Source organism: Streptomyces sp. NPDC006385, from assembly GCF_040612485.1.
GTDB lineage: Bacteria > Actinomycetota > Actinomycetes > Streptomycetales > Streptomycetaceae > Streptomyces.
In genome coordinates this window covers 82,941-108,364 of record NZ_JBEXQG010000004.1, presented here as the reverse complement: position 1 = coordinate 108,364, position 25,424 = coordinate 82,941, and the positions used below count along the sequence as shown (strand labels likewise).

Annotated in this window: 23 protein-coding genes; 10 read left to right on the top strand and 13 right to left on the bottom strand. The window is 71.7% G+C overall.

The genetic code is table 11. The features are described from left to right. Nucleotides 1-7 precede the first annotated feature (7 nt). From ABZ078_RS04365 to rsmI, 9 genes are all read right to left on the bottom strand, one after another. The gene (locus ABZ078_RS04365) at nucleotides 8-1,846 is read right to left on the bottom strand and encodes a PQQ-binding-like beta-propeller repeat protein (RefSeq protein WP_356571482.1); all 1,839 of its coding nucleotides are present in this window, start codon (nucleotides 1,844-1,846) and stop codon (nucleotides 8-10) included. A 260-nt stretch (nucleotides 1,847-2,106) separates the two neighbouring features. After that, nucleotides 2,107-3,915 carry an ABC-F family ATP-binding cassette domain-containing protein gene (locus tag ABZ078_RS04360; protein ID WP_356571480.1) on the bottom strand — a complete coding sequence of 603 codons (1,809 nt, stop codon included), beginning with the start codon at nucleotides 3,913-3,915 and terminating at the stop codon, nucleotides 2,107-2,109. Nucleotides 3,916-4,154: 239 nt separating this feature from the next. Then, nucleotides 4,155-5,276: a peptidoglycan recognition family protein gene (locus tag ABZ078_RS04355; RefSeq protein WP_356571478.1), complete on the bottom strand. Its 1,122-nt coding sequence runs from the start codon at nucleotides 5,274-5,276 to the stop codon at nucleotides 4,155-4,157. A 190-nt stretch (nucleotides 5,277-5,466) separates the two neighbouring features. Then, nucleotides 5,467-6,375 carry a 4-(cytidine 5'-diphospho)-2-C-methyl-D-erythritol kinase gene (locus ABZ078_RS04350; RefSeq protein WP_356571476.1) on the bottom strand — a complete coding sequence of 303 codons (909 nt, stop codon included), beginning with the start codon at nucleotides 6,373-6,375 and terminating at the stop codon, nucleotides 5,467-5,469. After that, a complete protein-coding gene (gene rsmA / locus ABZ078_RS04345) occupies nucleotides 6,376-7,320 on the bottom strand; it encodes a 16S rRNA (adenine(1518)-N(6)/adenine(1519)-N(6))-dimethyltransferase RsmA (RefSeq protein WP_356571474.1) in 945 nt (314 codons plus the stop codon). A 63-nt stretch (nucleotides 7,321-7,383) separates the two neighbouring features. Further along, nucleotides 7,384-8,808, bottom strand: coding sequence for a ubiquitin-like domain-containing protein (locus ABZ078_RS04340; protein ID WP_356571472.1), 1,425 nt, complete (start codon nucleotides 8,806-8,808; stop codon nucleotides 7,384-7,386). A 140-nt stretch (nucleotides 8,809-8,948) separates the two neighbouring features. Beyond that, nucleotides 8,949-9,830 carry a TatD family hydrolase gene (locus ABZ078_RS04335; protein ID WP_356571470.1) on the bottom strand — a complete coding sequence of 294 codons (882 nt, stop codon included), beginning with the start codon at nucleotides 9,828-9,830 and terminating at the stop codon, nucleotides 8,949-8,951. A 60-nt stretch (nucleotides 9,831-9,890) separates the two neighbouring features. Beyond that, on the bottom strand, nucleotides 9,891-10,298 hold the full coding sequence (locus ABZ078_RS04330; RefSeq protein WP_356571468.1) for a hypothetical protein: 408 nt from the start codon (nucleotides 10,296-10,298) through the stop codon (nucleotides 9,891-9,893). A gap of 200 nt (nucleotides 10,299-10,498) precedes the next feature. Then, nucleotides 10,499-11,347, bottom strand: coding sequence for a 16S rRNA (cytidine(1402)-2'-O)-methyltransferase (rsmI, locus tag ABZ078_RS04325; protein WP_356571466.1), 849 nt, complete (start codon nucleotides 11,345-11,347; stop codon nucleotides 10,499-10,501). A gap of 141 nt (nucleotides 11,348-11,488) precedes the next feature. Between rsmI and ABZ078_RS04320 the strand changes: the two genes are divergently transcribed. Next, the gene (locus ABZ078_RS04320) at nucleotides 11,489-13,231 is read left to right on the top strand and encodes a phospholipid carrier-dependent glycosyltransferase (RefSeq protein ID WP_356571464.1); all 1,743 of its coding nucleotides are present in this window, start codon (nucleotides 11,489-11,491) and stop codon (nucleotides 13,229-13,231) included. Between the two features lie 54 nt (nucleotides 13,232-13,285). Here ABZ078_RS04320 and ABZ078_RS04315 read toward each other — a convergent pair whose 3' ends face one another. After that, on the bottom strand, nucleotides 13,286-13,537 hold the full coding sequence (locus tag ABZ078_RS04315; RefSeq protein ID WP_356571462.1) for a hypothetical protein: 252 nt from the start codon (nucleotides 13,535-13,537) through the stop codon (nucleotides 13,286-13,288). Nucleotides 13,538-13,929: 392 nt separating this feature from the next. On the opposite strand from ABZ078_RS04315, the gene ABZ078_RS04310 reads away from it, so the two are divergent. Further along, on the top strand, nucleotides 13,930-15,576 hold the full coding sequence (locus ABZ078_RS04310; RefSeq protein WP_356571460.1) for a penicillin-binding transpeptidase domain-containing protein: 1,647 nt from the start codon (nucleotides 13,930-13,932) through the stop codon (nucleotides 15,574-15,576). A gap of 103 nt (nucleotides 15,577-15,679) precedes the next feature. Then, entirely contained in the window at nucleotides 15,680-17,359 is a 1,680-nt protein-coding gene (locus ABZ078_RS04305) for a penicillin-binding transpeptidase domain-containing protein (protein ID WP_356571459.1), read from the top strand. A gap of 57 nt (nucleotides 17,360-17,416) precedes the next feature. Here ABZ078_RS04305 and ABZ078_RS04300 read toward each other — a convergent pair whose 3' ends face one another. Beyond that, a complete protein-coding gene (locus ABZ078_RS04300; RefSeq protein ID WP_356571457.1) occupies nucleotides 17,417-17,776 on the bottom strand; it encodes an SsgA family sporulation/cell division regulator in 360 nt (119 codons plus the stop codon). Between the two features lie 170 nt (nucleotides 17,777-17,946). On the opposite strand from ABZ078_RS04300, the gene ABZ078_RS04295 reads away from it, so the two are divergent. The 6 genes from ABZ078_RS04295 (at nucleotide 17,947) to ABZ078_RS04270 (ending at nucleotide 22,919) form a co-directional block, all read left to right on the top strand. Then, a complete protein-coding gene (locus ABZ078_RS04295) occupies nucleotides 17,947-19,005 on the top strand; it encodes an energy-coupling factor ABC transporter permease (RefSeq protein WP_356571455.1) in 1,059 nt (352 codons plus the stop codon). A gap of 1 nt (nucleotide 19,006) precedes the next feature. Continuing rightward, nucleotides 19,007-19,768 (top strand): cobalt ECF transporter T component CbiQ, encoded by a 762-nt coding sequence (gene cbiQ, locus ABZ078_RS04290; protein ID WP_356571453.1) that lies wholly within the window; start codon nucleotides 19,007-19,009, stop codon nucleotides 19,766-19,768. After that, complete coding sequence (locus ABZ078_RS04285) at nucleotides 19,756-20,553, top strand: ABC transporter ATP-binding protein (RefSeq protein ID WP_356571451.1); 798 nt, start codon at nucleotides 19,756-19,758, stop codon at nucleotides 20,551-20,553. Before cbiQ ends, ABZ078_RS04285 begins: the two co-directional genes overlap by 13 nt. A gap of 80 nt (nucleotides 20,554-20,633) precedes the next feature. Then, nucleotides 20,634-21,068 (top strand): MarR family transcriptional regulator, encoded by a 435-nt coding sequence (locus tag ABZ078_RS04280; RefSeq protein WP_356571699.1) that lies wholly within the window; start codon nucleotides 20,634-20,636, stop codon nucleotides 21,066-21,068. Nucleotides 21,069-21,200: 132 nt separating this feature from the next. Beyond that, on the top strand, nucleotides 21,201-21,650 hold the full coding sequence (locus ABZ078_RS04275; RefSeq protein ID WP_356571449.1) for an organic hydroperoxide resistance protein: 450 nt from the start codon (nucleotides 21,201-21,203) through the stop codon (nucleotides 21,648-21,650). A 105-nt stretch (nucleotides 21,651-21,755) separates the two neighbouring features. After that, complete coding sequence (locus tag ABZ078_RS04270; RefSeq protein ID WP_356571447.1) at nucleotides 21,756-22,919, top strand: serine hydrolase domain-containing protein; 1,164 nt, start codon at nucleotides 21,756-21,758, stop codon at nucleotides 22,917-22,919. 74 nt (nucleotides 22,920-22,993) lie between these two features. Here ABZ078_RS04270 and ABZ078_RS04265 read toward each other — a convergent pair whose 3' ends face one another. After that, nucleotides 22,994-23,269, bottom strand: a complete 276-nt coding sequence (locus ABZ078_RS04265) for a DUF1876 domain-containing protein (RefSeq protein ID WP_356571445.1) — start codon at nucleotides 23,267-23,269, stop codon at nucleotides 22,994-22,996. A gap of 351 nt (nucleotides 23,270-23,620) precedes the next feature. On the opposite strand from ABZ078_RS04265, the gene ABZ078_RS04260 reads away from it, so the two are divergent. Next, a complete protein-coding gene (locus ABZ078_RS04260) occupies nucleotides 23,621-25,138 on the top strand; it encodes a metallophosphoesterase family protein (RefSeq protein ID WP_356571697.1) in 1,518 nt (505 codons plus the stop codon). Nucleotides 25,139-25,142: 4 nt separating this feature from the next. On the opposite strand, the gene ABZ078_RS04255 is transcribed toward ABZ078_RS04260, so the two are convergent. Next, a complete protein-coding gene (locus tag ABZ078_RS04255) occupies nucleotides 25,143-25,424 on the bottom strand; it encodes a hypothetical protein (RefSeq protein ID WP_356571443.1) in 282 nt (93 codons plus the stop codon).

Sequence of the window (25,424 nt, the reverse complement as noted above, 5' to 3'; positions counted from 1 at the left end):
GCACGCCTCACTCGCCGAAGGCGAGCATCAGCTTCTCCTTGGCCTCGTCGTTGCCGCTCAGCCGGGTGCTCGCGAGGTAGAAGCGCCCGTCGCCCCAGTCGTAGATCCGGGAGAAGAAGCCGTTCTCGACGCGCGCGGCGCCCGCCGGGTTCTGCAGCAGCTTCGCCGGACGGTGGCTGCTTCCGGTGACCGGGATCGACACCACCTGGCCGCCCGCGTCGTACGACGGCTTGACGTAGGCGATGAGCTTTCCGTCCTCGACCTTGACCGGCATCATCGGCTCGTCCGCCGGGGACTTGACGCGCCACTTCTCCTTGCCGTCGGAGAGGCCGATCGCGACGATCTCGTTGGCGCTGGAGGTCGCCTGGGTGGGCAGGTAGAGCGTGTCGGCGTCGGCGGCCACGCCGGCGCAGCCGCGCAGGTTGCGCTCAAGGATGGCCCAGCCGCACTCGACGCCGATGTTCAGGTCGACACCGACCTCCGAACGGAACTTGCCGCCGGAGCCGAGGGTGGAGATGTTCCAGGCCTTCTTGTCCTCGTTGGTGCTGTAGACGACCAGCGGGTCGATGGAGAAGACGCGGGCGATCTGCCAGCCCTTGTCGTATTTCTGGGTCCACTTGGCCTTGCCGGTCGCCGGGTCCAGCTCCTGGATCTCGTCGTGCTCGTTGGAGCCGCTGGCGTCGCAGGACGCCACGGCGATCAGCTTCTCGCCGCCCGCGAACGCGTCCGGGAAGCACTTGTCGCCGTACCGCTCCTTCTCCCACAGCTTGTCGCCGCTGTCGACGTCGTACGCCGTGCCGGACTGCGCGCGGCCCACCATCAATGTCGTGCCGGTGATGGACAGGTCGATCTTGATGGTGTTGTCGAACAGCCCGCCGTTGGCAACCGTGGCCTTCCAGCCCTTGGCTCCGGTGGTGAGGTCGATCTGCTGGAGCTGGTTGCACTTGGCGCGGTCGCTGGTGCCGCTCTCGTACGCCACGACGATCTTGTTGTCGGCCGACTTCTGCGGGGTGACCGCGCAGATCTTCTGGGGGAGGGTGATCGGCTCCCACGTCTCTTCGCCGTCGGTGATGTTGTAGGCGAAGACCTGCTTGTACGCCGCCTTCACCGCGGCCTGGTCGGTGATCCACAGGCCGGGGGCGTCGGCGCCGGACTTGGGCGCGTCGGGCGCCTGCTTGTACCAGAGCACCTTCGCCTCGCCGGGCTGGCGGCCCCCGTTGAGGTTCTCCGGGTCCGCGCCGCCCGCGCCGCTGCCGCCGGTCTCGGGGTCGGTCGGGGACGGGGAGCCCTTCGGGTCGTTGCTGCCCTGGACGACCGGCTTCTTCGGGTCGTCGTCACCGCCGCTGGTCACCGCGTAGACGGTGCCGCCGATGACGAGCAGCGCCGCGACCGCCGCGCCGATGGCGAGGGCGGGCTTGCCCTTGAAGGGGTTGCGCGAACCGCCGGGCGCGCCCGGGTACGGCGGCTGGGGCGGGTAGCCGTACCCGGGGGCGGGCTGCTGGCCGTAGGGGCCGGGCTGCTGCGGATAGCCGTACGGTGCCGGCTGCGGCTGCGGCTGCGGCTGGGCGTACGGGCCGGAGTTGTAGGGGCCGGGCTGACCGGGTTGGCCGGGCTGTTGCGGGTAGCCGTAGCCGGGTTGCGGGGCGGCCGGCGGCGGGCCCTGCGGGGGCGGCGGCTGCTGGGGCGGGCCCTGCGGCGGCGGAGGGGTCTGGGGGGCGCCCTGCGGCGGGGGCGGGGTCTGCGGAGCGCCCTGCTCCGGGGGCTGCGGTGCCCCGAAGCCGCTCTGCCGCGGATCCTGCGGTGCGCCGAAACCGCCCTGCGGCGGTTGGTTGGGCGGCTGGCTCATGAGCGGTTCCCCCTTGTGACCCGGTGTGGTGGCACGTCCTGTGCCGTCACGTTTTCGCCACACCCGCGGTTCTCAGACTGTTCTCAGACGGACCTTTCTATCACTCGCCACGGACAGCGCACCGGGCCGTGTCCACCCCTGTTCCCAAGGGAGAACCGGCCCGTGACGCCCCCGTTATGCGCCTTCACGCCCCCTTCACGCAACGCTCCTCCCGCCCTCGCCGAGGCCCTGAGCGGGGTACGCGGGAGACGTGTGCGGTGCTACGCGTCCTCGGCGAGTTCCAGCCAGCGCAGCTCCAGTTCGTCCCGCTGACCGGCCAAGTCCCGCAGTTCCGCGTCGAGTTCGGCGACCTTCGCGAAGTCGGTGGCGTGCTCGGCGATCCGCGTGTGCAGCGAGGTCTCCTTCTCGGAGATCTTGTCGAGCTGCCGCTCGATCTTCTGGAGCTCCTTCTTGGCGGCGCGCGCGTCGGCGGCGCTCTTCTCCGGTACGGCCCTCTCGGCGGCCGGGGCGGTGGCCGTGGCGGCGACCTGCGCCTCCATGCGGTGGCGCCGCTCCAGGTACTCGTCGATGCCACGCGGCAGCATCCGCAGGGTGGCGTCGCCGAGCAGAGCGAACACGCGGTCCGTGGTCCGCTCGATGAAGAACCGGTCGTGGGAGATGACGATCATCGAGCCCGGCCAGCCGTCGAGGACGTCCTCGAGCTGGGTGAGGGTCTCGATGTCGAGGTCGTTGGTGGGCTCGTCGAGGAAGAGGACGTTCGGCTCGTCCATGAGCAGGCGCAGCAGCTGGAGCCGGCGCCGCTCACCGCCGGACAGGTCCCCGACCGGCGTCCACTGCTTCTCCTTGCCGAAGCCGAACGTCTCGCAGAGCTGTCCGGCGGTCATTTCGCGCCCCTTGCCGAGGTCGACGCGCTCGCGCACGCGCTGAACGGCTTCCAGGACACGCCAGTTCGGGTCGAGCTCGTCGACCTCCTGGGAGAGGTAGGCGAGTTTGACGGTCTTGCCCACGGCGATCCGCCCGCCGGCCGGCTGCGTCTCGCCGTTCGTCCGCGCCGCCTCGGCCATCGCCCGCAGCAGTGAGGTCTTGCCCGCGCCGTTGACGCCGACGAGCCCGATGCGGTCGCCGGGGCCGAGCTGCCATGTCACGTGCTTGAGCAGCATCTTGGGGCCGGCCTGGACGGTCACGTCCTCCAGGTCGAAGACGGTCTTGCCGAGCCTGGACGAGGCGAACTTCATCAGCTCGCTGCTGTCCCGGGGCGGCGGTACGTCCGCGATGAGCTCGTTGGCGGCCTCGACCCGGAAGCGCGGCTTGGAGGTGCGCGCGGGCGCGCCGCGGCGCAGCCAGGCCAGCTCCTTGCGCACGAGGTTCTGCCGCTTGACCTCTTCGGTGGCGGCGATGCGCTCGCGTTCGGCGCGGGCGAAGACGTAGTCGGAGTAGCCGCCCTCGTACTCGTGGACGGTGCCGCGCTGGACGTCCCACATGCGGGTGCAGACCTGGTCGAGGAACCAGCGGTCGTGCGTGACGCACACGAGGGCCGAGCGCCGTTCGCGCAGGTGCTGGGCGAGCCAGGCGATGCCCTCGACGTCGAGGTGGTTGGTGGGCTCGTCGAGGACGATCAGGTCCTGCTCCTCGATGAGCAGCTTGGCGAGCGCGATGCGCCGCCGCTCGCCGCCGGAGAGCGGGCCGATGACGGTGTCGAGTCCCTGGGGGAAGCCGGGCAGGTCGAGGCCGCCGAACAGCCCGGTGAGCACGTCGCGGATCTTGGCGTTCCCGGCCCACTCGTGGTCGGCCAGGTCCCGGATGACCTCGTGCCGGACGGTCGCCTCGGGGTCGAGCGAGTCGTGCTGGGTGAGCACCCCGAGCCGCAGCCCGCCGGAGTGGGTGACCCGGCCGGTGTCGGCCTCCTCCAGCTTGGCCAGCATCCGGATCAGGGTCGTCTTGCCATCGCCGTTGCGCCCGACGACGCCGATGCGGTCCCCCTCGGAGACGCCGAGCGACACACCGTCGAGCAGGGCACGGGTGCCGTACACCTTGCTGACGTTCTCGACATTGACCAGGTTGACGGCCATTTTTCTCCTGCCCAGGGGGCTGTGTTGATGTGCGGCTCCGCCGCGTGGGTCAGCCTCCCAGAGTAGTCGGCCCGTACGACGCCCCCGCCCGCGCGCGGAACGTCCCCTACTCGGACGTAGGGATTCCCCTAATTGACGTGATCTCCTCAAAGAGCCACGGTGGTCACACGCACTCGCGTACCACCCCCCACGCCCGCCCCGGGGAATCCGATCCCCGGGGCGCAGCGCTGTGCGCGGGGTCAGCGGCGGGCGGCGGCCGCCGTGCGGACCTCGGCGAGGAGGTCGTACATGACCTGACCGGGGCACTCGGTGGCGAAGTAGTCGCGGTGACCGCCGACCGTGTGCGTGTCCTTCTTCGTGCCGTTGACGGGGTTGGTGTACGTGACCCTCGCCTGCGGGTCCAGACCCTTGAACCGGGATATCACCTTGATCAGCCGGATCAGGGACGCCTTGGCCGCGTCCGTCGGGGCCTGCTGGTCGAGGTTGCCGAGAAGGGCGATGCCGAGGGCACCGGAGTTGTAGCCCACGGAGTGGAAGCCGGTGACGAGGCGGCCGTCCGGGTTGAACGCCGGGATGCCGTCGTCGCCGGAGTAGCGGCCCTCGTAGACCCGGCCGGCCTCGTCGATGAGGAAGTGGTAGCCGATGTCACCCCAGTCGTTGGTGATCGCGTGGTACTCGTAGATCGCGCGCACCGTCGCTGCGGGGTCGGGATCGGCGTTCGGGGTCGCGGTGTGGTGGACCGTGATGATCTGCAGCGGGTAGTACGTCTCGGGCGAGTTGACCTTGCCGTCCTTGTACCGCTTGGACTCGTCGGCACCCCAGGCCGCGCGCGAGAGATAGCCGACACCCCGCACGCGCGTGGGCTCGCTCGGCACGCGGACGGTGCGGTCGGGGCCGTCCGTGGTGTCGATCGCCAGCGAGCGGACGCCGGAGACGCCGCTGCGGGCCTTCACCTCGTACGCGGTGGCGTTGCGAGCGGCGACCAGGGCGGTGCCTCCACCCTCGACGGTCGCGCAACCGCTCGTGAGGCTCTGCCAGTCGCCGTCGGCGAGACGGATGGCGGCGCCCTCCTTCGCGCCGGACCAGCGCACACCGACGTAGGAGGCGGCGAAGGCGGTGGTGGCCTCGCCGGTGCCGGTGGCGGTCTCCGTCCGGGTGGCGGGGAACTTCTCCGGCGTCGTACCGGCATCGGTGGAGCCGGACGCGGAGTTGTCCGTCTCGCCGGTGTCGCTGGACGCGAACACCATCGGCGTGATCGCGGCTCCGGCGGCGACCGCGCCACCGGCGGCGATCACGCCACGGCGGGACAGGGAGCGCTTTCTGCGGTGGGACGGCTGGGCGGGGGTGGGGGATTCGGACACGGAAGTGTCCCCTTCCAGAAGTGCACTTGACGGGGAGCCGGGCACACAGACAGCGGCCCGGCAGTTGAAATGTCAAGTGACCCTAACGACCCCACCCGCCCCACGAACACTGCGATCGCAGTACTTTCGTGTGGAGATCGGGCGAAGAAGTCCTACTTGTAAGTATGAGGTCACGCTCCGGCGCAGCGGGTCAGGCCGGCAGCACGGTGGCGCCCGGCGCGGGCCCTGATGCCGTGCGCACCGACCGGCAAGTGCCGGACGCCCGCAGGGTTTCGGCCACCTTCAGCGCCGACTCGGGGTCGCGGGCGAGGAACGCCGTCGTCGGGCCGGATCCGGAGACGAGCGCCGTGAGCGCGCCGGCACCGCGGCCGGCGGCGAGCGTGTCGACGAGCTCCGGGAAGAGGGAAAGGGCGGCGGGCTGCAGGTCGTTGGAGACGGCGGCGGCGAGCGCGTCGGGGTCGCCCTTCGCGAGGGCGTCGAGGAGCGGTTCGGAGGCGACGGGTTCGGGGATGTCCGTGCCCTCGCCGAGCCGGTCGAACTCCCGGAAGACGGCGGGCGTCGACAGCCCGCGCTCGGCCATCGCGAACACCCAGTGGAAGGTGCCGCCGACGTCGAGCGCACGGAGCTTCTCGCCCCGCCCGGTGCCGAGCGCCGCCCCGCCGACCAGGCTGAACGGCACGTCGCTGCCCAACTCGGCGCAGATGCCGAGGAGTTCCTCCCGGGAGGCGTGCGTGCCCCACAGCGCGTCACAGGCGAGCAGCGCGCCCGCGCCGTCCGCGCTGCCGCCCGCCATGCCGCCGGCGACGGGGATGTCCTTGGCGATGTGCAGGTGCACGTCGGGCGTACGGCCGTAGCGCGCGGCGAGCGCCTCGGCCGCGCGGGCGGCGAGATTCGTACGGTCGAGGGGGACCTGGTCGGCGTCGGGGCCGTCGCAGGTGACGCGCAGTCCGTCGGGCGAGGGGGTCACGGTGACCTCGTCGTACAGGCCGACGGCGAGGAAGACGTTGGCCAGGTCATGGAACCCGTCGGGACGCGCGGCACCGACCGCGAGCTGGACGTTGACCTTGGCGGGGACGCGGACGGTGACGCTCGCGCTCACTTACTCGGACTCCTTGTGGTGCTGGGCGGGGGGCTGCGGGGGCCGAGTGGCGTGGGCGGCGGGCTCCTGGGGGTGGGCGGCCGCTTCCTTGTGTTCGGCGATGCGTGCGAACTCCTCGACGGTCAGGGCCTCTCCGCGGGCCTGCGGGGAGACGCCGGCCGCGACGAGTGCCGTCTCGGCGGCTGCCGCGGAACCGGCCCATCCGGCGAGCGCGGCCCGCAGGGTCTTGCGGCGCTGGGCGAAGGCCGCGTCGATGACCGCGAAGACCTCGCGCTTCGAGGCGGTGGTCTTGATCGGCTCGGCACGCCGGGTCAGCGCCACCAGGCCGCTGTCGACGTTCGGCGCGGGCCAGAAGACGTTGCGCCCGATGGCGCCGGCCCGCTTGACCTCGGCGTACCAGTTGGCCTTCACCGACGGCACGCCGTACACCCGGGAACCGGGCGCGGCGGCGAGGCGGTCGGCGACCTCCGACTGCACCATGACGAGGGTGCGTTCGATGCTCGGGAAGGTGTCGAGCATGTGGAGGAGGACGGGGACGGCCACGTTGTAGGGGAGGTTGGCGACCAGGGCGGTGGGCGGCGGACCCGGCAGCTCGGCGACGTGCATCGCGTCGGAGTGCACCAGCGCGAAACGGTCGGCGCGCTCCGGCATGCGCGCCGCGATGGTGGCGGGGAGCGCGGCGGCCAGGACGTCGTCGATCTCGACGGCGGTGACGCGGTCGGCGACCTCCAGCAGGGCGAGCGTGAGCGAGCCGAGCCCCGGGCCGACCTCGACGACCACGTCGTCGGGGCGGACCTCCGCGGTGCGGACGATACGGCGGACCGTGTTCGCGTCGATCACGAAGTTCTGGCCGCGCTGCTTGGTGGGGCGCACACCGAGGGCCGCCGCCAGTTCACGGATGTCGGCGGGGCCCAGGAGGGCGTCAGGGGTGGGGCTGCTGCTCACCCGACCAGGGTACGGGGCCGCGGGGACACGCCTCGCCGTGGCCGGACGCGGGCCCCTGGCCGCTCAGCCGTGCAACCGCTCCCCACAGTGCGGCCAAGGACTCGTCCCCTGGCGCACGAACAGCTTCTTCGCCCGCATCGTCTGTTCCGCCGCCGGAGCGTCCTGCGGGCGCCCCTTCCCCCCGAGGTTCCGCCAGGTCTGCGTGTCGAACTGGTACAGGCCGCCGTACGTCCCCGACGAGTCCACCGCGTCCGGCCGTCCGCCGGACTCACACGCCGCCAGGCCCTGCCAGTCCAGCCCGTCCGCACCGCGCACCGTCGTCGGCAGCGGCTTGGTCCCCACCTTCACCACCTGGGTCCGCGGCTCCCGCACCACCTCGGACCTGATCCGCCGCGGCTTCTGCTTGACGCCGTTGACCGTGCGCAGGGAGTACGTGACCCGGCGCAGGCCCGGCTCCCCCGCCCGTTCGACGACCTCCGTGCCCCGGAAGACCTCCGGGTCCTCGACCCGCTCCACGGCGAACGCGATCGCCTCGTCGCGGATCTCCTTCCTGCCGGTGATCCTCAGGACCGTGATGGTCTGCCCGTCGCGCGGGAAGCCCTCCAGCGGGACGGAGGTGGTGTCCTGCCCGCGCAGGGTGATGCCGGCCTGCTCCACGACTTCGCGCACGGTCGCCGCGTTCGTCCGGATGGTGCGGGCCCGCCCGTCCGCCATGACCGTCACCGCGCGCTCGGTGCGCACATCCAGCGCGAGCCCTTCCCGACCGATGCGCCGGGAGCGCGACGTCGACAGATACGCCCCCTCCGCACGCACCCCCAGTTGTTCGAGCGCCCCCTCCACCGTGCGCTCCGTCGTCCACACCTCGCGCCGCTGCCCGTCGAGAGTGAGCCGCACGGGCCGCCCGTAACGCACCGCGATCTCGTCCCCGCTGTCGAGCCGCGCGTCGGGGGAGGGCGCCACCACATCGTGCGCCCCCACCTCCACGCCCTCCTCGGCGAGCAGTTCGGTCACGTCGTCCGCGAAGGTGTGCAGGCTGCGCGGCGTGCCGTCGACGCTCAGCTCGACCGCCTTGTCCTCGGCCACGAACGCGGTCGTCCCGCCCGCGAGGAACGCCACGACCAGCGCCTGCGGAACGAGCCGGCGCATGGACCCCTCGCCGCGCTCGGTCGGCCGCGCCCGGCGCCGGTGCGCGGCCCGCCGACCGCCCCTGGCACGCCGGCCGGACGCGGGCGCCGCCGCCTCGGAGTCCTCGTAGGCGGGCCGGTAGGTGTCCTCGTACGCCGCGTAAGCGTCATGTGCCTCGTATGACTCGTAGCTCTCATGGGTCCCCTGCGTCTCGTACGCGGGTCCATACGTGTCCGCACGCCTCTCGTACGTCCCCCGCAGCCCGTACCCCAGCGTCTGAGCGCTGTACGGGTCGAAGCCGCCGTACGCCGGGGGCTGGTGGGCGGGGCTCGGGCCATACGTCTCGAACTGCGCGTTGCTCACGACGACACGCTCCAGCGGAGGACTCCGGATTTGGGCCCCCAGAACCTAGCGGAGGGTCGGTGACTCTCCAAAGTGACTCGACTACACACAGTAGTTGAGCACTTGGGCGGACCGCGCGAGCGTGATCGGGCGGTTATCGGTCAGTAACCGAAGGCACGTGCCGTGTTCGAGCCGAGTGCCGCCGCCAGCGCGTCCTCGTCGATACCCCGGACGGCCGCCATGGCCCGCACCGTGACCGGAATGAGATACGGCGCGTTGGGCCGTCCGCGGTACGGCACCGGCGTGAGGAAGGGCGCGTCGGTCTCCACGAGGAGCAGCTCCAGCGGGGCCACCGCCACCGCGTCCCGCAGGTTCTGGGCGTTCTTGAAGGTGACGTTGCCGGCGAAGGACATGAAGTAGCCGGCGGCGGCGCAGACCTCGGCCATCTCGGCGTCACCCGAGTAGCAGTGGAACACGGTCCGCTCCGGAGCGCCCTCCTCCTGCAGGACGCGCAGCACGTCCGCGTGGGCGTCGCGGTCGTGGATGACGAGGGCCTTGCCGTGGCGCTTGGCGATCTCGATGTGGGCGCGGAAGGACGCCTCCTGCGCCTCCTTGCCCTCGGGCCCGGTGCGGAAGTGGTCGAGGCCGGTCTCCCCGACTCCCTTGACCTGCGGCAGCGCGGCGAGGCGGTCGATCTCCGCGAGCGCCTCGTCGAGCGCCCGCGCGCCCCCCGGCTCCCGCGCGCCCTGGCGCGACCAGCCGTCCGGGTCCCCGTGCACGATGCGCGGCGCCTCGTTCGGGTGCAGGGCGACGGTCGCGTGCACGGCGTCGTACGCCGCCGCCGTCTCGGCCGCCCACCGCGAGCCGCGTACGTCGCAGCCCACCTGCACGACCGTGGTCACCCCGACCGACGCCGCCTTCGCCAGGGCCTCCTCCACCGTGCCGGACTGCATGTCGAGGTGGGTGTGGGAGTCGGCGACCGGGACCCTGAGCGGTTCGGGGAGGGGCGGGGCCGCGTGCTTGTCGGAGGCGTTCGAAGGCATGTCCCGATCCTACGAAAGGGGCATGCCTTCTCATCCGGCGCTCGGTTCGCCGGCCGGCGCTCAGCTCGCCTTGCGGTGGAAGACGTGCAGGAGATCGGACAGGTGCCAGTGGTGGTGCGGCTGTTCCTCGGCCGCTTCCGCTCCGGGCTGCGCGGGGTGCGACTGCCGGGGTATCGGGCGGGGCCGGTGCAGCGAGTTCTGCACGGAGGCGACCTGCCCGGCGCGCATGATCCGCACGATGTGGCCGTCGCAGTTCTGGCACGTCGGCCGGCTCAGCGGCGACGGGACGACCTGCCCGTCCGCGACGTACATGACGAACTCGTGGCCGTCACCGTCGATGTGGTGCTCTATCTCGTACGACTGCTCCCAACCGTGCCCGCATCGCATGCAGGCGAAGGAATACGACTCGTGGACGACGGCGGTCGCGGCGCTGCGAAGGCCCGTGGTCTGCTGTGCGATCTCGCTCATGCCAGCTCCTGTGGTCCGCTGGTGGGACGGGTTGCGTCCCTGCGTCCAGTGGACTCCTCGGCCGGGGCGAACGCACGGGACCTGTCGAGTGTTTGGACCCCTTTGAACGTTCCTTGCCGCAACGGCCCGGTCGCTTTACCCGCCCATGGGGCGCCCGCTCAGCCGAGATACGCCCTGCTCACACGGTTTTTCACGCCCCGTCACCCGCCCGCGTTCTTCGCCGCCACGACCGCGTCGAAGACCTCCCTCTTCGGCACCCCGGCCGCCGCGGCCACCGCGGCGATCGCCTCCTTGCGCCGCTCCCCCGCCTCCTCGCGCACCCGCACCCGCCGCACGAGCTCCGCGGCGTCGACCTCCTCGGCCCCCTTCGCCGGCGCGCCCTCGACCACCACGGTGATCTCGCCGCGCACTCCCTCGGCCGCCCAGGCCGCGAGCTCCCCGAGCCCGCCCCGCCTGACCTCCTCGTACGTCTTGGTCAGCTCCCGGCACACGGCGGCACGCCGTTCACCGCCGAACACCTCGGCCATCGCGGCGAGCGTGTCGTCGAGCCGGTGCGGTGCCTCGAAGTAGACGAGGGTGCGCCGCTCCTCGGCGACCTCCCTGAGCCGCGACAGCCGCTCGCCCGCCTTGCGCGGCAGGAACCCCTCGAAGCAGAACCGGTCGACGGGCAGCCCCGACAGGGCGAGCGCGGTCAGCACCGCGGACGGCCCCGGCACGGCGGTGACCCGGATGTCCCGCTCGACCGCCGCCGCCACCAGCCGGTACCCGGGATCCGACACCGACGGCATCCCGGCGTCCGTCACCAGCAGCACCCGCGCGCCGCCGAGCAACTCCTGGACCAGCTCCGGCGTACGAGCGGCCTCGTTGCCCTCGAAGTACGACACGACACGCCCCTTGGGCGTCACCCCCAGCCCCTGGGTCAGCCGCCGCAGCCGCCGCGTGTCCTCCGCGGCGATCACGTCGGCCCCGGCCAGCTCCTCGGCGAGCCGGGGCGGCGCGTCCGCGAGGTCGCCGATGGGAGTGCCTGCCAGTACGAGGGTTCCAGTCACGTCCCCCATCCTCGCAGGGACCAGGGGGGACCCTCGCGGGGACCGCGAAGGCCGAGCACAACAGCCGTCGGCGGCGAACGGTTGCGCCCCCTTACCGCACATGCACGGGACTCCCACAGAACGGTTCCCTACGATGGCGCGGTGACCAGTACCGCGTCCTCCATGGACACCCGGCAGGGCCAGGCACCGCACGAGCAGCGGCCGTCGTGGCAGCAGCGGCTGCGCCGATTCGGCTATGCGGCGGCGCCCAGAAGCGACGTACGCGACCGGCTCGTGCCGCCGTATGTCCAGCCCAGCCCGCGGATGTGGCAGTTCCTCGGCGTCCCGCGGCCGCTCGCCGAGCGGATCACGCGCTGGTCGGGCTGGGGCGGCCCGCTGCTGGTGACGCTGCTGGCGGGGGTGCTGCGCTTCTGGAACCTGGGCAGCCCGAAGGCGGTGATATTCGACGAGACGTACTACGCCAAGGACGCCTGGGCCCTCGTCCACCGCGGTTTCGAGGTCGGCTGGGACAAGAAGGCCAACGATCTGGTCCTGAAGATGGGCGACCAGGTCCCGATCCCGACGGACGCGGCGTACGTGGTGCATCCGCCGGTCGGCAAGTACGTCATCGGACTCGGCGAGCTGATGTTCGGGTTCAACCCGTTCGGCTGGCGGTTCATGACGGCGCTGCTCGGCACGCTCGCGGTGCTGATGCTGTGCCGCATCGGCCGACGTCTCTTCCGCTCCACGTTCCTCGGCTGCCTCGCGGGCGCGCTGATGGCGGTGGACGGGCTGGCCTTCGTGATGGCCCGCACCTCGCTGCTCGACGGGGTGCTGATGTTCTTCGTGCTGGCGGCGTTCGGCTGCCTGGTCATCGACCGGGACCGGGCGCGCGCGAAACTCGCGGCCGCCCTGCCGTCCGACGCCCACGGCCGGGTCCGCCCGGACGCGCACATCGCCGAGACCCTGTGGCTGGGGTGGCGTCCCTGGCGGTGGCTGGCGGGTCTGACGCTGGGCCTGGCCATCGGCACCAAGTGGAACGGCCTGTACTTCCTGGCCGCGTTCGGCCTGATGACGGTGGTCTGGGACGTCGGCGCCCGCAAGGTCGCCGGCGCCTCGCGCCCGTACACGGCGGTGCTCAAGCATGACCTGGGCCTCGCCTTCCTCGCGACCGTGCCGGTGGCGGTCGTCACCTACATCGCGTCGTGGACCGGCTGGATCCTCTCGCCGGCCGACGGCACCGGCGGCTACTACCGTGACTGGGCCACCGCCAACGGCCGCAGCAGCGACTGGTCGTGGCTGTTCCCCGACTGGTGGCTCAGCCTGTGGCATTACGAGAACCGGGTGTACGAGTTCCACGTCGGCCTGTCGTCGCCGCACACCTATCAGTCCAACCCGTGGAGCTGGATCGTCGACGGCCGTCCGGTGTCGTACTTCTACGAGTCCCCGCTGCCCGGCAAGGACGGCTGCCCCGTCGACGCGGGCGAGAAGTGCGCGCGCGAGGTGCTGGCGATCGGCACGCCACTGCTGTGGTGGGTGGCCGCGTTCGCGATCCTGTACGTCCTGTGGCGCTGGCTGCTGCGTCGCGACTGGCGGGCCGGGGCGATCGCCTGCGGGGTCGCGGCCGGCTACCTCCCCTGGTTCCTCTACCAGGAACGCACGATCTTCTTCTTCTACGCCGTCGTCTTCCTGCCGTTCCTCTGTCTCGCCGTGGCCATGCTCCTCGGCGCGATCATCGGCCCACCCCGGACCGGCGAGACCCGCCGGGTCGCGGGGGCCACGGGCGCGGGCGTACTGGTGCTGCTGATCGCCTGGAACTTCATCTACTTCTGGCCGATCTACACCGGCACGGCGATCCCGATCGACGACTGGCGGGCGCGGATGTGGCTGGACACCTGGGTCTGACCCGACCCACGGGTCTCCCCGGCCCGGCGCCGGGCCGGGGAGACCACGGGTCCGCTAGCCGCGGCAGAGGTTGATCTTCGAGCAACCGCGGTCGTAGGGGTTGGCCTGCTGCCCCTGGTGGTTGCTGCCCGCGATGGTCCCCCACCGCATCGCGTCGTAGCTGATGTAGCCGTTGGCCGACACCTTGGTGGGCTCCGGCTGAGCGGCCGACGCGCTGTACGCGCCCGCGCCGACCAGAAGGGCGGCGGTGGCGGCGACGAACGCGGCCACGCCCTTACGGCGCAGAGCAACGATGTTCCTGCTCACGTGGTACCTGCTTTCTCTTGCTTTTTCTTGTCTGCTCACCACCCGACCGCGCCCCTCGAGTAGGTGCGATTCGGTTCTTGGTCGCAAACCCCCCTGAAGTGAGCGACTCAAGTTGAACAGGGCGCCGGTAAGCACCCGGACAAGAAAAGGGAAAGGGGAACACAAGAGAGGGCCAGCATTTGTACAAAGCACGGTCAGTTTCAATACCGGCGCGTTGCGTCGCGAATTCGAAGGGCACCCCAGAGTAAAGGTTGTAAAACTCTAAACCAAGTTCTGGCCGCCAGACACCACCCGTTCGTATCCGGGTCACTTCCGCGCCAAGCGAAGGAAAACTTTTCTCCCGGTCTCCACTTCCGGCACATACAGTGCGGGGGACGAACCGGGAGGGGATCATGGCCAAGGGGGTCAAGGCCGCCGTCATAGGCGGCGTGTTCGCTGTGATGGTGGGTGGGGCCGGGTACGGCGCGTACAACATCATGTCCGCGCTCGACGGGGGCGGGGCGACGGGCGCGGGCGGCGGGCCGGCGCCGGTGCGGTCCGGGCCGCCGAGCGCGGACGAGGTCAAGGAGACGACGGCCAAGTTCTTCGCGGCCTGGGAGAAGGGGCAGGCGGCGCAGGCGGCGTCGTACACGAACAACGACGCGGCCGCCGAGCCGCTCCTGAGGTCGTTCGGCGAGGCCGCGCACATCACCGGCGTGACGATCACGCCCGGTGCGGCGAAGGGCGACACGGTGCCCTTCACGGTGAAGGCGAAGGTCACCTACGAGGGCAGGTCCAAGCCGCTCGGCTACAAGAGCGAGCTCACCGTCGTCCGCGGCCTCACCACCGGGCGGGCCCTCGTCGACTGGCAGCCGGCCGTGGTCCATCCGGAGCTGAGGAAGGGCGACACCCTCGTCACCGGCGAGGCGGCGAGCCCGCCGATCGAGGCCGTCGACCGCAACGGCGCGGTGCTGACGAAGCAGAAGTACCCCTCGCTCGGCCCGGTCCTGGACACACTGCGCGAGAGATACGGCGACAAAGCCGGCGGTGAGCCCGGAATCGAGCTGGCGATACGTCACGCCGACGAGTCGCCGGACACCTCGCTGCTGACCCTCGCCAAGGGCAGGGCGGGCAGGCTGGAGACGACGCTCAGCGCGAGTGTGCAGGCGGCGGCCGAGAAGGCGGTGAAGCGGTACGCCGAGTCCTCGGTGGTGGCCCTCAAGCCGAGCACCGGCGAGGTGCTGGCGGTGGCCAACCACCGCGACGACGCCTTCAACGCGGCCTTCGAGGGCCGTGTCGCCCCCGGCTCCACGATGAAGATCATCACCGCGGCGATGCTCATCGACAACGGCGTGGCCTCCATGAACGGCCCGGCTCCCTGCCCGCCCACCGCCACCTGGCAGAGCCAGACCTTCAAGAACCTCACGGGCCTGCGGCCCGACGAGAGCGCGAACGCCACCCTCGCCAACGCCTTCGCGCGCTCCTGCAACACCGCCTTCATCAAGCTCATCGACGAGGAGCCGCTCACGGACGCCTCGCTGACCGCCGAGGCCGAGGAGCGCTTCGGGCTGCGCGGGGACGACTGGAAGACCGGCATCACGTCCTTCGACGGCAGCGTCCCCGCCTCCACCGGCCCGGACCGCGCGGCCAACGCCATCGGGCAGGGCCAGGTCCAGATGAACCCGCTGAACATGGCGTCGGTGACGGCCACCGCGATCACGGGCCGGTTCCGGCAGCCGTATCTCGTCGCGCCCGAGCTCGACGACCGGCGGCTCGCCACCGCCGAGGGGCTGAGGGCGAGTACCGCCGCCCAGCTCAAGCAGATGATGCGGCTGACCGCGACGTCCCCGCAGGGCACCGCCGTGCGGGCCATGGCCGGGCTGAGCGGTGACATCGGCGCCAAGACCGGTTCCGCCGAGGTCGCCGGAAACGCCACCTCCGACAGTTGGTTCACCGGCTTCCGCGATGACGTGGCGGCCGCGGCCATGTCCCAGCAGGGCGGCCACGGCAGCGACGCGGCGGGGCCGATTGTCGCAGCCGTGCTACGAGCGTCCGGCTGAAGTCACCCCGGGCGGCGCGGGACCCTAGTGTGGTCGTCGTCGTTATGGGTGAGGGCAGCGGGGCGGCGGGGACCCCTGGGATGTGGCGAGGGAACGGAAAGCAGTGGGCAACAGAAAGCGCGTCGCCGAGCGACGGAAGACCAACCCCGCCGTGCTCGGCGGGATGATCGCCGTGGTCGTCGGCGGCGCCGGGTTCGGCGTCTACGCCCTGTACGGCGGCGGAGCGTCGGCCGACAGCCGTACGCCGGCGGCCTCGTCCGCCGACGCCAAGGCGAAGAAGGTCAAGTCCGGCCCGCTGTCGGCCAAGGAGGTCACCACCGCGGCCGAGACGTTCCTCACCGCCTGGCAGCAGGGCGAGGTGACCGCGGCGGCCGCCGCCACGGACGACACCGACGCCGCGAAGACCCTGCTGACCGGCTACGCCAAGGACGCCCACATCAAGGACGTCACCCTCACCGCGGGCACCCGCACCGGCGACACCGTGCCCTTCTCCGTGAAGGGCACGGTGTCGTACAAGGGCACCAGCAAGCCGGTGGCGTACGACAGTTCGCTGACCGTCGTCCGGCGGGCCGCGGACGGTGAGCCGCTGGTCGAGTGGCACTCCGCGATCGTCCACCCCGACCTGAGGGACGGCGACCGGCTCGTCACCGGTGAGTCCGGCACCCCGCCGGTCAAGGCGCTCGACCGGGACGGCGGCGAACTGACCGAGGACGCGTACCCGTCACTGGGCTCGGTCCTGGACGGGCTGCGCGAGAAGTACGGCAAGAAGGCCGGCGGCAAGCCGGGCGTCGAGCTGCAGGTGGTCCGCGGCGAGGCGTCCAAGAAGGCCGAGCTGTCCGACAAGACCCTGCTGGAGCTGAGCAAGGGCACGCCGGGCACGGTGAAGACGACGCTGAGCCCGACCTTGCAGGCCGCCGCCGAGAAGCAGGTCGCCGCGAAGGCGAAGGCGTCGGTGGTCGTGCTGCGCCCGTCGACCGGCGAGATCCTGGCGGCCGCGAACTCCTCGCACGGCTTCAACATCGCCTTCCAGGGCTCCCTCGCCCCCGGCTCCACCATGAAGGTCATCACCTCGTCGCTGCTGATCGAGAAGGGCCTGGCGTCGGCGGACGAGAAGCATCCCTGCCCGAAGTACTTCACGTACGGCCACTGGAAGTTCCAGAACGACGACAAGTTCGAGATCAAGGACGGCACGTTCAAGGCGAGCTTCGCCCGCTCCTGCAACACGGCCTTCATCAGCCAGGCCCCCGAACTGGACGACGACAGCCTCACCAAGCAGGCCCAGCAGGTCTTCGGCCTCTCCCTCAACAACTGGTCCGTCGGCGTCCCGACCTTCGACGGCTCCGTCCCGGTCCAGTCCCAGGCCCAGATGGCGGCCTCGCTCATCGGCCAGGGCGGGGTGCGGATGAACCCGCTGAACATGGCGTCGGTCTCGGCGACGGTCAAGGCGGGCACCTTCAAGCAGCCGTACCTGGTCTCCCCGGAGTTCGACGGGCGGCAACTGGCGACGGCCTCGCGCACCATGTCGGGGGCCACGCTCTCCCAGCTGCGCGAGCTGATGGCCTACACGGCGGCCTACGGGACGGCGGCCGAGGCGATGGCCGGGGTCACCGGCGACGTCGGCGCGAAGACCGGCTCGGCGGAGGTCGACGGGCAGAAGAAGCCGAACGGCTGGTTCACCGCGTACCGGGGCGACCTGGCCGCGGCGGGCGTGGTCCAGGCGGCCGGCCACGGCGGAGAGACGGCGGGACCGATCGTGGCGGCGCTGCTGAAGGCGGGCGGCTGAAGGCCGGAGGCTGGACCGGAGGCTGAGGACCGGAGGCTGAAGACGGGCGGCCGAGCCTCAGCGCGCCATGGGCGCGGCGGCCAGATACGTGCGCCGCAGGAACCTCATCAGGGCCTTGGTCTCGAACTGCACGACCGCGACCCCCTGCTCGGAGTGGAACTCCACCACGGCCTGCACCCGCCCGCACGGCCACACACGTATCTCTCCGCTCCCGGCGGGGGCGCGCAGCCCCTGTTCCAGCAGGGAGCGTGAGAACGTCCACTCATGTGCCTCGCGCCCGGGCAGCCGGATCCGCACCGAGCGCGGGTCGGTCTCGGGGTCGTAGCGCAGGATCACGGGCACGGCGTCCTGCTCCTCGGCCAGGATGTCCGCGTCCGTGACGATATGGGCTCGCGCGTACTGTTCGACTACAGACATCGGACGACCCTTTCACCCTGCGTGACCTACGCGAAAGTCGTGCATCCGTTCCCCCTCCAATGTCGCATATCTTCCGGAAAGCGCTCCCTGGGGCCGCCGTATCTCACATCTGCGATACACGAGCTCCTCGCTCTTGCAAGGCGTTCGCATCAAGCCACTATCATCGAGCGGTGCACGTACCTGACGGATTCATAGACGCCCCGACCTCGCTGGCGACCGGAGTGGTCGCCGCCGGCGCGGTCGCCGTGAGCCTGCGCGGCGCGCGCCGTGAGCTGGACGAGCGGACGGCGCCGCTGGCCGGCCTGGTGGCGGCGTTCATCTTCGCGGTGCAGATGCTGAACTTCCCGGTCGCGGCCGGGACCAGCGGGCATCTGCTCGGCGGTGCCCTGGCCGCGATACTCGTGGGCCCCTACACGGGCGCGCTGTGCATCTCCGTCGTCCTGCTCATGCAGGGCATCCTCTTCGCGGACGGCGGCCTCACCGCGCTCGGCGTGAACATCACCAACATGGCGATCGTCGGCGTCGTCGTCGCCTACGCCGTCTTCCGTCTCCTGGTGAAGGTCCTGCCGAGGACCCGGCGCTCGATCACCGCCGCCTCCTTCGTCGCCGCACTGGTGTCGGTGCCGGCCGCGGCGCTCGCGTTCACACTCCTGTTCTGGATCGGCGGCACCACCGACGTCCCGATCGGCAAGGTCGCCACCGCCATGGTCGGCGTCCACCTCCTGATCGGCATCGGCGAGGCGGCGATCACCGCGCTGACGGTCGGCGCCGTCGTCGCCGTGCGCCCGGACCTCGTGTACGGCGCCCGCGATCTGCACCGGCCGCTCAAACTGCGGGTCGGCGACGCACTCGTCGACGCTCCGGCGCCCGAGGCGGCGCGGCCGGTCGCGGCCCGGACCTCTCGCCGCACCCTGTGGATCAGCGGCCTGGTCACCTCCCTCGTCCTCGCCGGATTCGTCAGCTTCTACGCCTCCGCCAGCCCCGACGGTCTGGAGAAGGTCGCCGAGGACAAGGGCTTCGCCGAGTCCGCCGAGGAGCACGCGAACGCCGACTCGCCGCTCGCCGACTACGGCGTCAAGGACATCGACGACGCCCGTCTGTCCGGCGGTCTCGCCGGCGTGATCGGCGTCGGCGCCACGGTGGTCGCGGGCAGCGCGGTCTTCTGGGCGGTGCGCCGGCGCCGTGCGGACGAGGGGGCCGACACCGCGCCCACGAGCCCCGGCGTCTGACATGGGAGCAGGGCACGCGCACCGGCTCTACCGGCACGGCCACTCGCCCGTGCACGCCCTGCCCCCGCACACCAAGCTCGCGGCGGTCTTCGCCTTCGTGGTGGTCGTGGTCTCGACACCGCGGGAGGCGATGTGGGCGTTCGGCCTGTACGCCGTGCTGCTCGCGCTGGTCGCGTGTGTCGCGCGCGTGCCCGCCGGTTTCCTGCTCAAGCGGCTGCTGATCGAGGTGCCGTTCGTCGCGTTCGCGGTGCTGATGCCGTTCGTGGCGGAGGGCGAGCGGGTCGAGGTGCTGGGCATGTCGCTGAGTGTCGGCGGGCTGTGGGGCGCCTGGAACGTGCTCGCCAAGGGGACCCTGGGCGTCGCCGCCTCCGTCCTCCTCGCCGCCACGACCGAGCTGCGTGAACTCCTGCTCGGCCTCCAGCGGTTGCGGCTTCCGCCGCTCCTCGTGCAGATCGCCTCCTTCATGATCCGGTACGGCGATGTCATCACCGACGAGATGCGGCGCATGCGCATCGCGCGGGAGTCGCGCGGCTTCGAGGCGAGGGGCGTGCGGCACTGGGGCGTCCTCGCGAAGTCGGCGGGCGCGCTGTTCATCCGGTCCTACGAGCGCGGCGAACGCGTGCATCTGGCCATGGTCAGCCGCGGGTACGCCGGTTCGATGCCGGTGATCGACGAGGTGACCGCGTCCCGGGCGCAGTGGTCGTACGCCCTCGCGCTCCCGTTCACCGCCCTCCTCGTCTGCGTGTTGGGATGGACCCTGTGAGTACCCCCGCGAGTACCCCTGCGAGTACCCCTGTGAGCGCCGCTTCCCTGGAGGTCTCCGGCCTCGCCTTCGCCTACCCCGACGGCCACCAGGCGCTGTTCGGCGTGGACTTCTCGGTCGCGCGCGGTGAGCGGGTCGCGCTGCTCGGGCCGAACGGCGCCGGCAAGACGACCCTCGTGCTGCACCTCAACGGCATCCTGAGCGGCGGGGTGGGCAGCGTGCGGGTGGCCGGGCTGTCCGTGGACAAGAAGAACATGGCCGAGATCCGGCGCAAGGTCGGCATCGTCTTCCAGGACCCGGACGACCAGCTGTTCATGCCGACCGTGCGCGAGGACGTGGCGTTCGGACCGGCGGCGGCCGGGATCAAGGGGCCCGAGCTGGAGGAGCGGGTCGACCGGGCCCTGGAGCGGGTCGGCATGGCGGACTTCAAGGACCGGCCCCCGCACCACCTCTCCTTCGGCCAGCGGCGCCGGGTCGCGGTGGCGACCGTGCTGGCGATGGAGCCGGAGATCCTCGTCCTGGACGAGCCCTCCTCCAACCTCGACCCCGCCTCCCGCCGTGAACTGGCCGACATCCTGCGGGCGTTGGACGTCACCGTCCTGATGGTCACGCACGACCTGCCCTACGCCCTGGAGCTGTGCCCGCGCTCGCTGATCCTGAGCGAGGGCGTGATCGCCGCGGACGGGAGGACGGCGGAGCTGCTGGCGGACGACGAGCTGATGCGGGCGCATCGCCTGGAGCTGCCGTTCGGCTTCGACCCTCGCTCCGTGACAATGGGCGCGTGACGAACGAGGAGCCGACGGGCGAGGAACCGCAGACGAGCGAGGTACCGCAGACGAGCGAGCAGTCCGGGGACGAGGGCTCGCTGCTGCTGGACGAGCAGCTCTGTTTCGCGCTGTACGCCGCTCATCGCGCGGTGACGGCCGTGTACCGCCCGCTCCTCGACGAGCTCGGGCTCACCTACCCGCAGTACCTGGTCCTGCTGGTGCTGTGGGAGCGCGGTGAGTCGACGGTCAAGGAGCTGGCGGCGGCGCTGCGACTCGACTACGGCACGGTCTCCCCGCTGCTCAAACGGCTGGAGTCGACGGGCCTGGTGCGACGTGAGCGGTCGGCGCGCGACGAGCGGTCGGTGCTCGTCGCGCTGACGGAGCGTGGGCAGGAGCTGCGGGGGCGCGCGGCGTGCGTGCCCGGCGCGCTGCTCGCGGCGACGGAGCTCGGTATGCCGGAAGTCGCCCGGCTGCGCGCGGAGTTGGTGCGACTGGCGGACAAGGCGGAGGCCGCCGCGAACCGGGCCCGCTGATCTCGGGTTACCCACGGTTTCCACCCCCTGGTAAGCGGTGTCTTCCTACCAGCAAGTACCTTGTGCACGATGTACTTGTGCGCCCACGCGACGGAGCCGCACAGTGATACAGCTTCTGGGGGAGGGCCAACCATGACCGCCGAGGGCGCCACCGTCGACACCCGTCCGACGAAGATCGTGTACGTCGCCGAGGCCACCGCGCACGGGGGCCGGGACGGCCATGTGACCAGCCAGGACGGCCAGCTCGCGCTGAAGGTCGCGATGCCGCCGGAGCTGGGCGGCGACGGCAACGGCACCAACCCCGAGCAGCTGTTCGCCGCCGGCTACAGCTCCTGCTTCCACAACGCGCTGATCCTGGTCGGCAACCGCGAGGGCTACGACCTCACCGGGTCCACGGTCGCCGCGAAGGTCGGCATCGGCCCCAACCAGCACCGCGGCTACGGCCTCGCGGTCGCCCTCAGCGTCTCGTTGCCGGTGCTGGACGCGGACATCGCCGCCAAGCTGGTGGACGCCGCGCACGAGGTCTGCCCGTACTCCAACGCGACCCGCGGCAACATCGACGTCACGATCCTGCTGGGCTAGCGAGACGTCGGCCACACATCGGAATCGCAGGCGCTGCCCCCATGTTGGACTGACTGTCGCAGGCGCATCGGACACCGGACGGTCAGTCGCAGAGGGAGCACGGGCGTGGACGTGAACGGCACAGTGGCCGAGGGCTTCGAGCCGGTCAGGGAGGCGTTCGTACGGAACTTCGCCACGCTCGGGGAGCGGGGCGCCGCCGTCGCCGTGTACCGGGACGGGCGCAAGGTCGTCGACCTGTGGGCCGGCACGCAGGACGTCGACGGCACGCTGCCCTGGCGGCACGGCACCGCGCAGATCGTGCGCTCGGCAACCAAGGGCGTCGCCGCCGCCGTACCCCTGATCCTGCATCAGCGCGGGGAGCTGGACCTGGACGCTCCGGTGGGCGAGTACTGGCCGGAGTCCAAGGCGCACGGCAAGGAACGACTGCTGGTGCGGCACGTGCTGAACCACCGCTCCGGGCTGCCCGTCCTCGACCGCCCGCTCACACCCGAGGAGGCGCTGGACCCGCGCAACGGCCCCGAGGCGGTGGCCGCGCAGGCGCCCGCGTGGGAACCGGGCACCGACCACGGCTACCACGCGCTGACGTACGGCTGGCTGCTGGACGAGCTGGTGCGGCGGGTGACGGGGCGATGGGCCGGCGAGTGGATCGCGGCGGAGATCGCCGGCCCGCTCGGCGCGGACCTGTGGCTGGGGCTGCCGGAGGCGGAGGCGGGCCGGGTGGGGCGGGCCGGCCGGGTCGAGGGGCCCGAGCCGGCGGGTGGGCTGCGTGCGCGTCCGAAGCGCTCGGTCACCGAGGCGTACGAGGACCCGGGCTCCCTCACCCGCCGCGCGTTCGCCGCGATCACCCCCTTCCCCGACCAGAACGACCCCGCCTACCGGGCCGCCGCCCTCCCCGCGACGAACGGCATCGCGACGGCCGACGGTCTGGCCCGTTTCTACGCGGCGCTGATCGGCGACGTCGACGGCGTACGGCTGTTCGACCCGGCGACGGTGGAGCTGGCCCGCGCCGAGGAGTCGGCGGGCCCGGACCGCGTGCTGGTCGTCAACACCCGCTTCGGCCTCGGCTACATGCTCCACGGCACCGCGTCCCCCTTGCTGGGACCGGGCTCCTTCGGCCACCCCGGCCGCGGCGGCGCCCTCGGCTTCGCCGACCCGGACACGGGGATCGCGTTCGGCTATGTGACGAACGGCTTCCGCAAGACCGTGACGGCGGATCCGAGGGCGCAGGGACTGATACGGGCGGTGCGGGCGTCGCTCGGCGGGGCCTAGGGCCTGTTGCGAAAGTGGCGTCGTCGCCCGAAGGGCGGCCGCGCAACAGGCCCCTAGCCGTCGAGGACGGCGGCTCACACGTGGATCGGGTGCGAGGTGCGCCCGGACGCCGCGTCGATCTCGCTGTGCGCCTTGGTGAGCATCTGCATCGCGAGCTCGTTCAGTGCGCGGGCCCCGGCGATCTCCTCACCGACCCGCGGCTGATTGGAGTCGGTGTGGTGCCGTGTGGCGTGCCCGTGGGCCCGTACCTCGGTGCCGTCGGGCAGGCGCACCAGCGCGACCGCCCGCGTGTGCTGGTCGTCCTCCTGGAACTCCAGCTCGACATGCCATCCCACTGCGGTGTGCATCATGACGATCACCTCCGGAAGACCTGCTTCCAGGGTGCGCCTCGGAAGGGCCCGCCGACTAGTCGGGCTCGGCGAACTCCTCGGATCGCGGCGCGGGTCCGGACGGCTTGGTGCGGGCGACCCGGCTCACCGAGCTCGGCAGGCCCAGCGGTCAGCGGTCAGCGGTCAGCGGCGCCCCGCCGCCGACTCCCACGGCATCTCGGGATCAGTGAGACTCGGCACACTCACTGTGATGACCGCCTTCGCCCTGCTTCCATGGAGATGTCGCGTTTCATGGAGCTGTCGCGCGCCGGTGGACCTGGCCCAGCCGCCACCGCCACCTCCCTCGCCAACCACCCGGGCCGCATCGAGGACATGCGCTGCTGCTTCTCCGCCCACCTGCCCGCTCTCGCGGCCCTGTCGGCCTTCCCCGGCCCCTGCGAGGTGCTGCGCTCCGGCGCGCGCCTGGCCCCCGCCCTGCTGCGGTCGGCCTCCGCCGCCGTGCAGCGGGCGCGCTCCCACCACCCCGACGCCCTGGCCGCCGTCAACCTCGAACTGGTCACCCTGACCGAGGACCGCGCCGTCATCACCTGGTACACCGGGATCCCCGGGACCAACGACGGCTTCGGCCACCCCCTGCCCGCGATCACCGAGGGCGAGGTCGTCTACGGCACCCACCCCACCCGGCTCAACCGCACCGCGGCCGAGGGCGTGCCGACCGCCCACCACCAGGTCGAGCTCACGGACCTGGAGCCGGGGCAGACGTACTACTACCAGGCTCGCTCACGGGGCGTGGCCGCCACGCCGACCCCGCTGCACCTGGTGCGCGGCAACGCGGTGGGCACGTCGACGTTCGGGTTCGGCACGGGCGGCGGACCGTACTCCTTCACCACACCGCAGCCCCCGCCCGGCCGGCACCTGCTGTCGGTCGCGCTCTGCAACGACCTGCACCTCGGCGAGACCACCGCGGGCCTCGTGGGCGGCCTGCCTCTGCCGCGCGGGGTGTCGCAGCAACCGGGGCGCGCGCCGTATCCGGAGCTGATGAGCCGGGCGCTGGTCGAGGAGGCCCGGCGGCGCGGGGCGGACCTGCTGCTGGCCGGGGGCGACATCTCGGCCGGCGGGTCGGCGCACGATCTGGGCGAGGCCCGGCGGATCCTGGACGGGTTCGGCACGCACGGGCGGGACTACTTCGTCGTACGCGGCAATCATGACCGCTCCAGGAACGACAGCTGGGGGAACGACGGCTGCGGGGACAGCGCCTTCCGCACCGCGTTCCCGGCCGGGGGCGACGGGCCGGGGTACTTCGCCCGTGACCTCGGCGGGCTGCGGATCATCGGCCTCGACACCTACGACAAGCCCGGCAACGGCGCCGACGCCGGCGGGCTCGGGCCCGAGCAACTGGCGTGGTTCCGGGCGCGGTTGAGGGAGGCACCGGATCAGCCGACCCTCGTCTTCGGCCACCATCCGCTGACCGTACGGGACTCCGTGTTCCCGGTGACGCGCGGCCACTGCCTGGAGCGCCGCCAGGCCCGCGCCGTCGTCGACGCCTACGCCTCCGCGCCCGGCGTCTTCCTCCACCACGCGGGCCATACGCACCGCAACAAGCGCACGGTGCTGGTGCGTGCCCCGCACGTCACCCAGCAGGAGGTGGCCGCCGCCAAGGAGTACCCGGGCGGTTTCACCCTGCTGCGCATCCACTCCGGCGGCTACGCCCTCAACCACTACAAGGCCGGCGACGCCGCGGCCCGGCAGTGGAGCGAGCGCAGCCGACGGGTCGCCGCGGGTCTGTGGCCGCACCACGCCCTGGGCCGTTCGGTCACCGACCGCAACAGCGTGACGGCGCACGACCTGTCCGGCGTCACACGACTGTCACCCGCGGCGTGCACCTCGTAGCGGCCTAGAACAACGCCTCCAGCCCGCCGATCAGCGGCAGTGGGGCGAACACCATGACCAGCGCTGTCACCGCCAGCCCCGGCCGGATGTCCCGCTTGCCCAGGAAGCCCGACACCGCGGCGACGGGCGGGAGGACGCACAGCACCAGGAAGCTCCAGTGCCAGCCCTCCTCGTTCGTGAGGAAGATCAGGAGGGCCAGGTACACGGGGACGGCCATCGCGGACATCATCCGCGCGCGGGAGAGGAATTGCTCAAGGCTCTCGCCCGAGTAGGGGAAGGAGGGCAT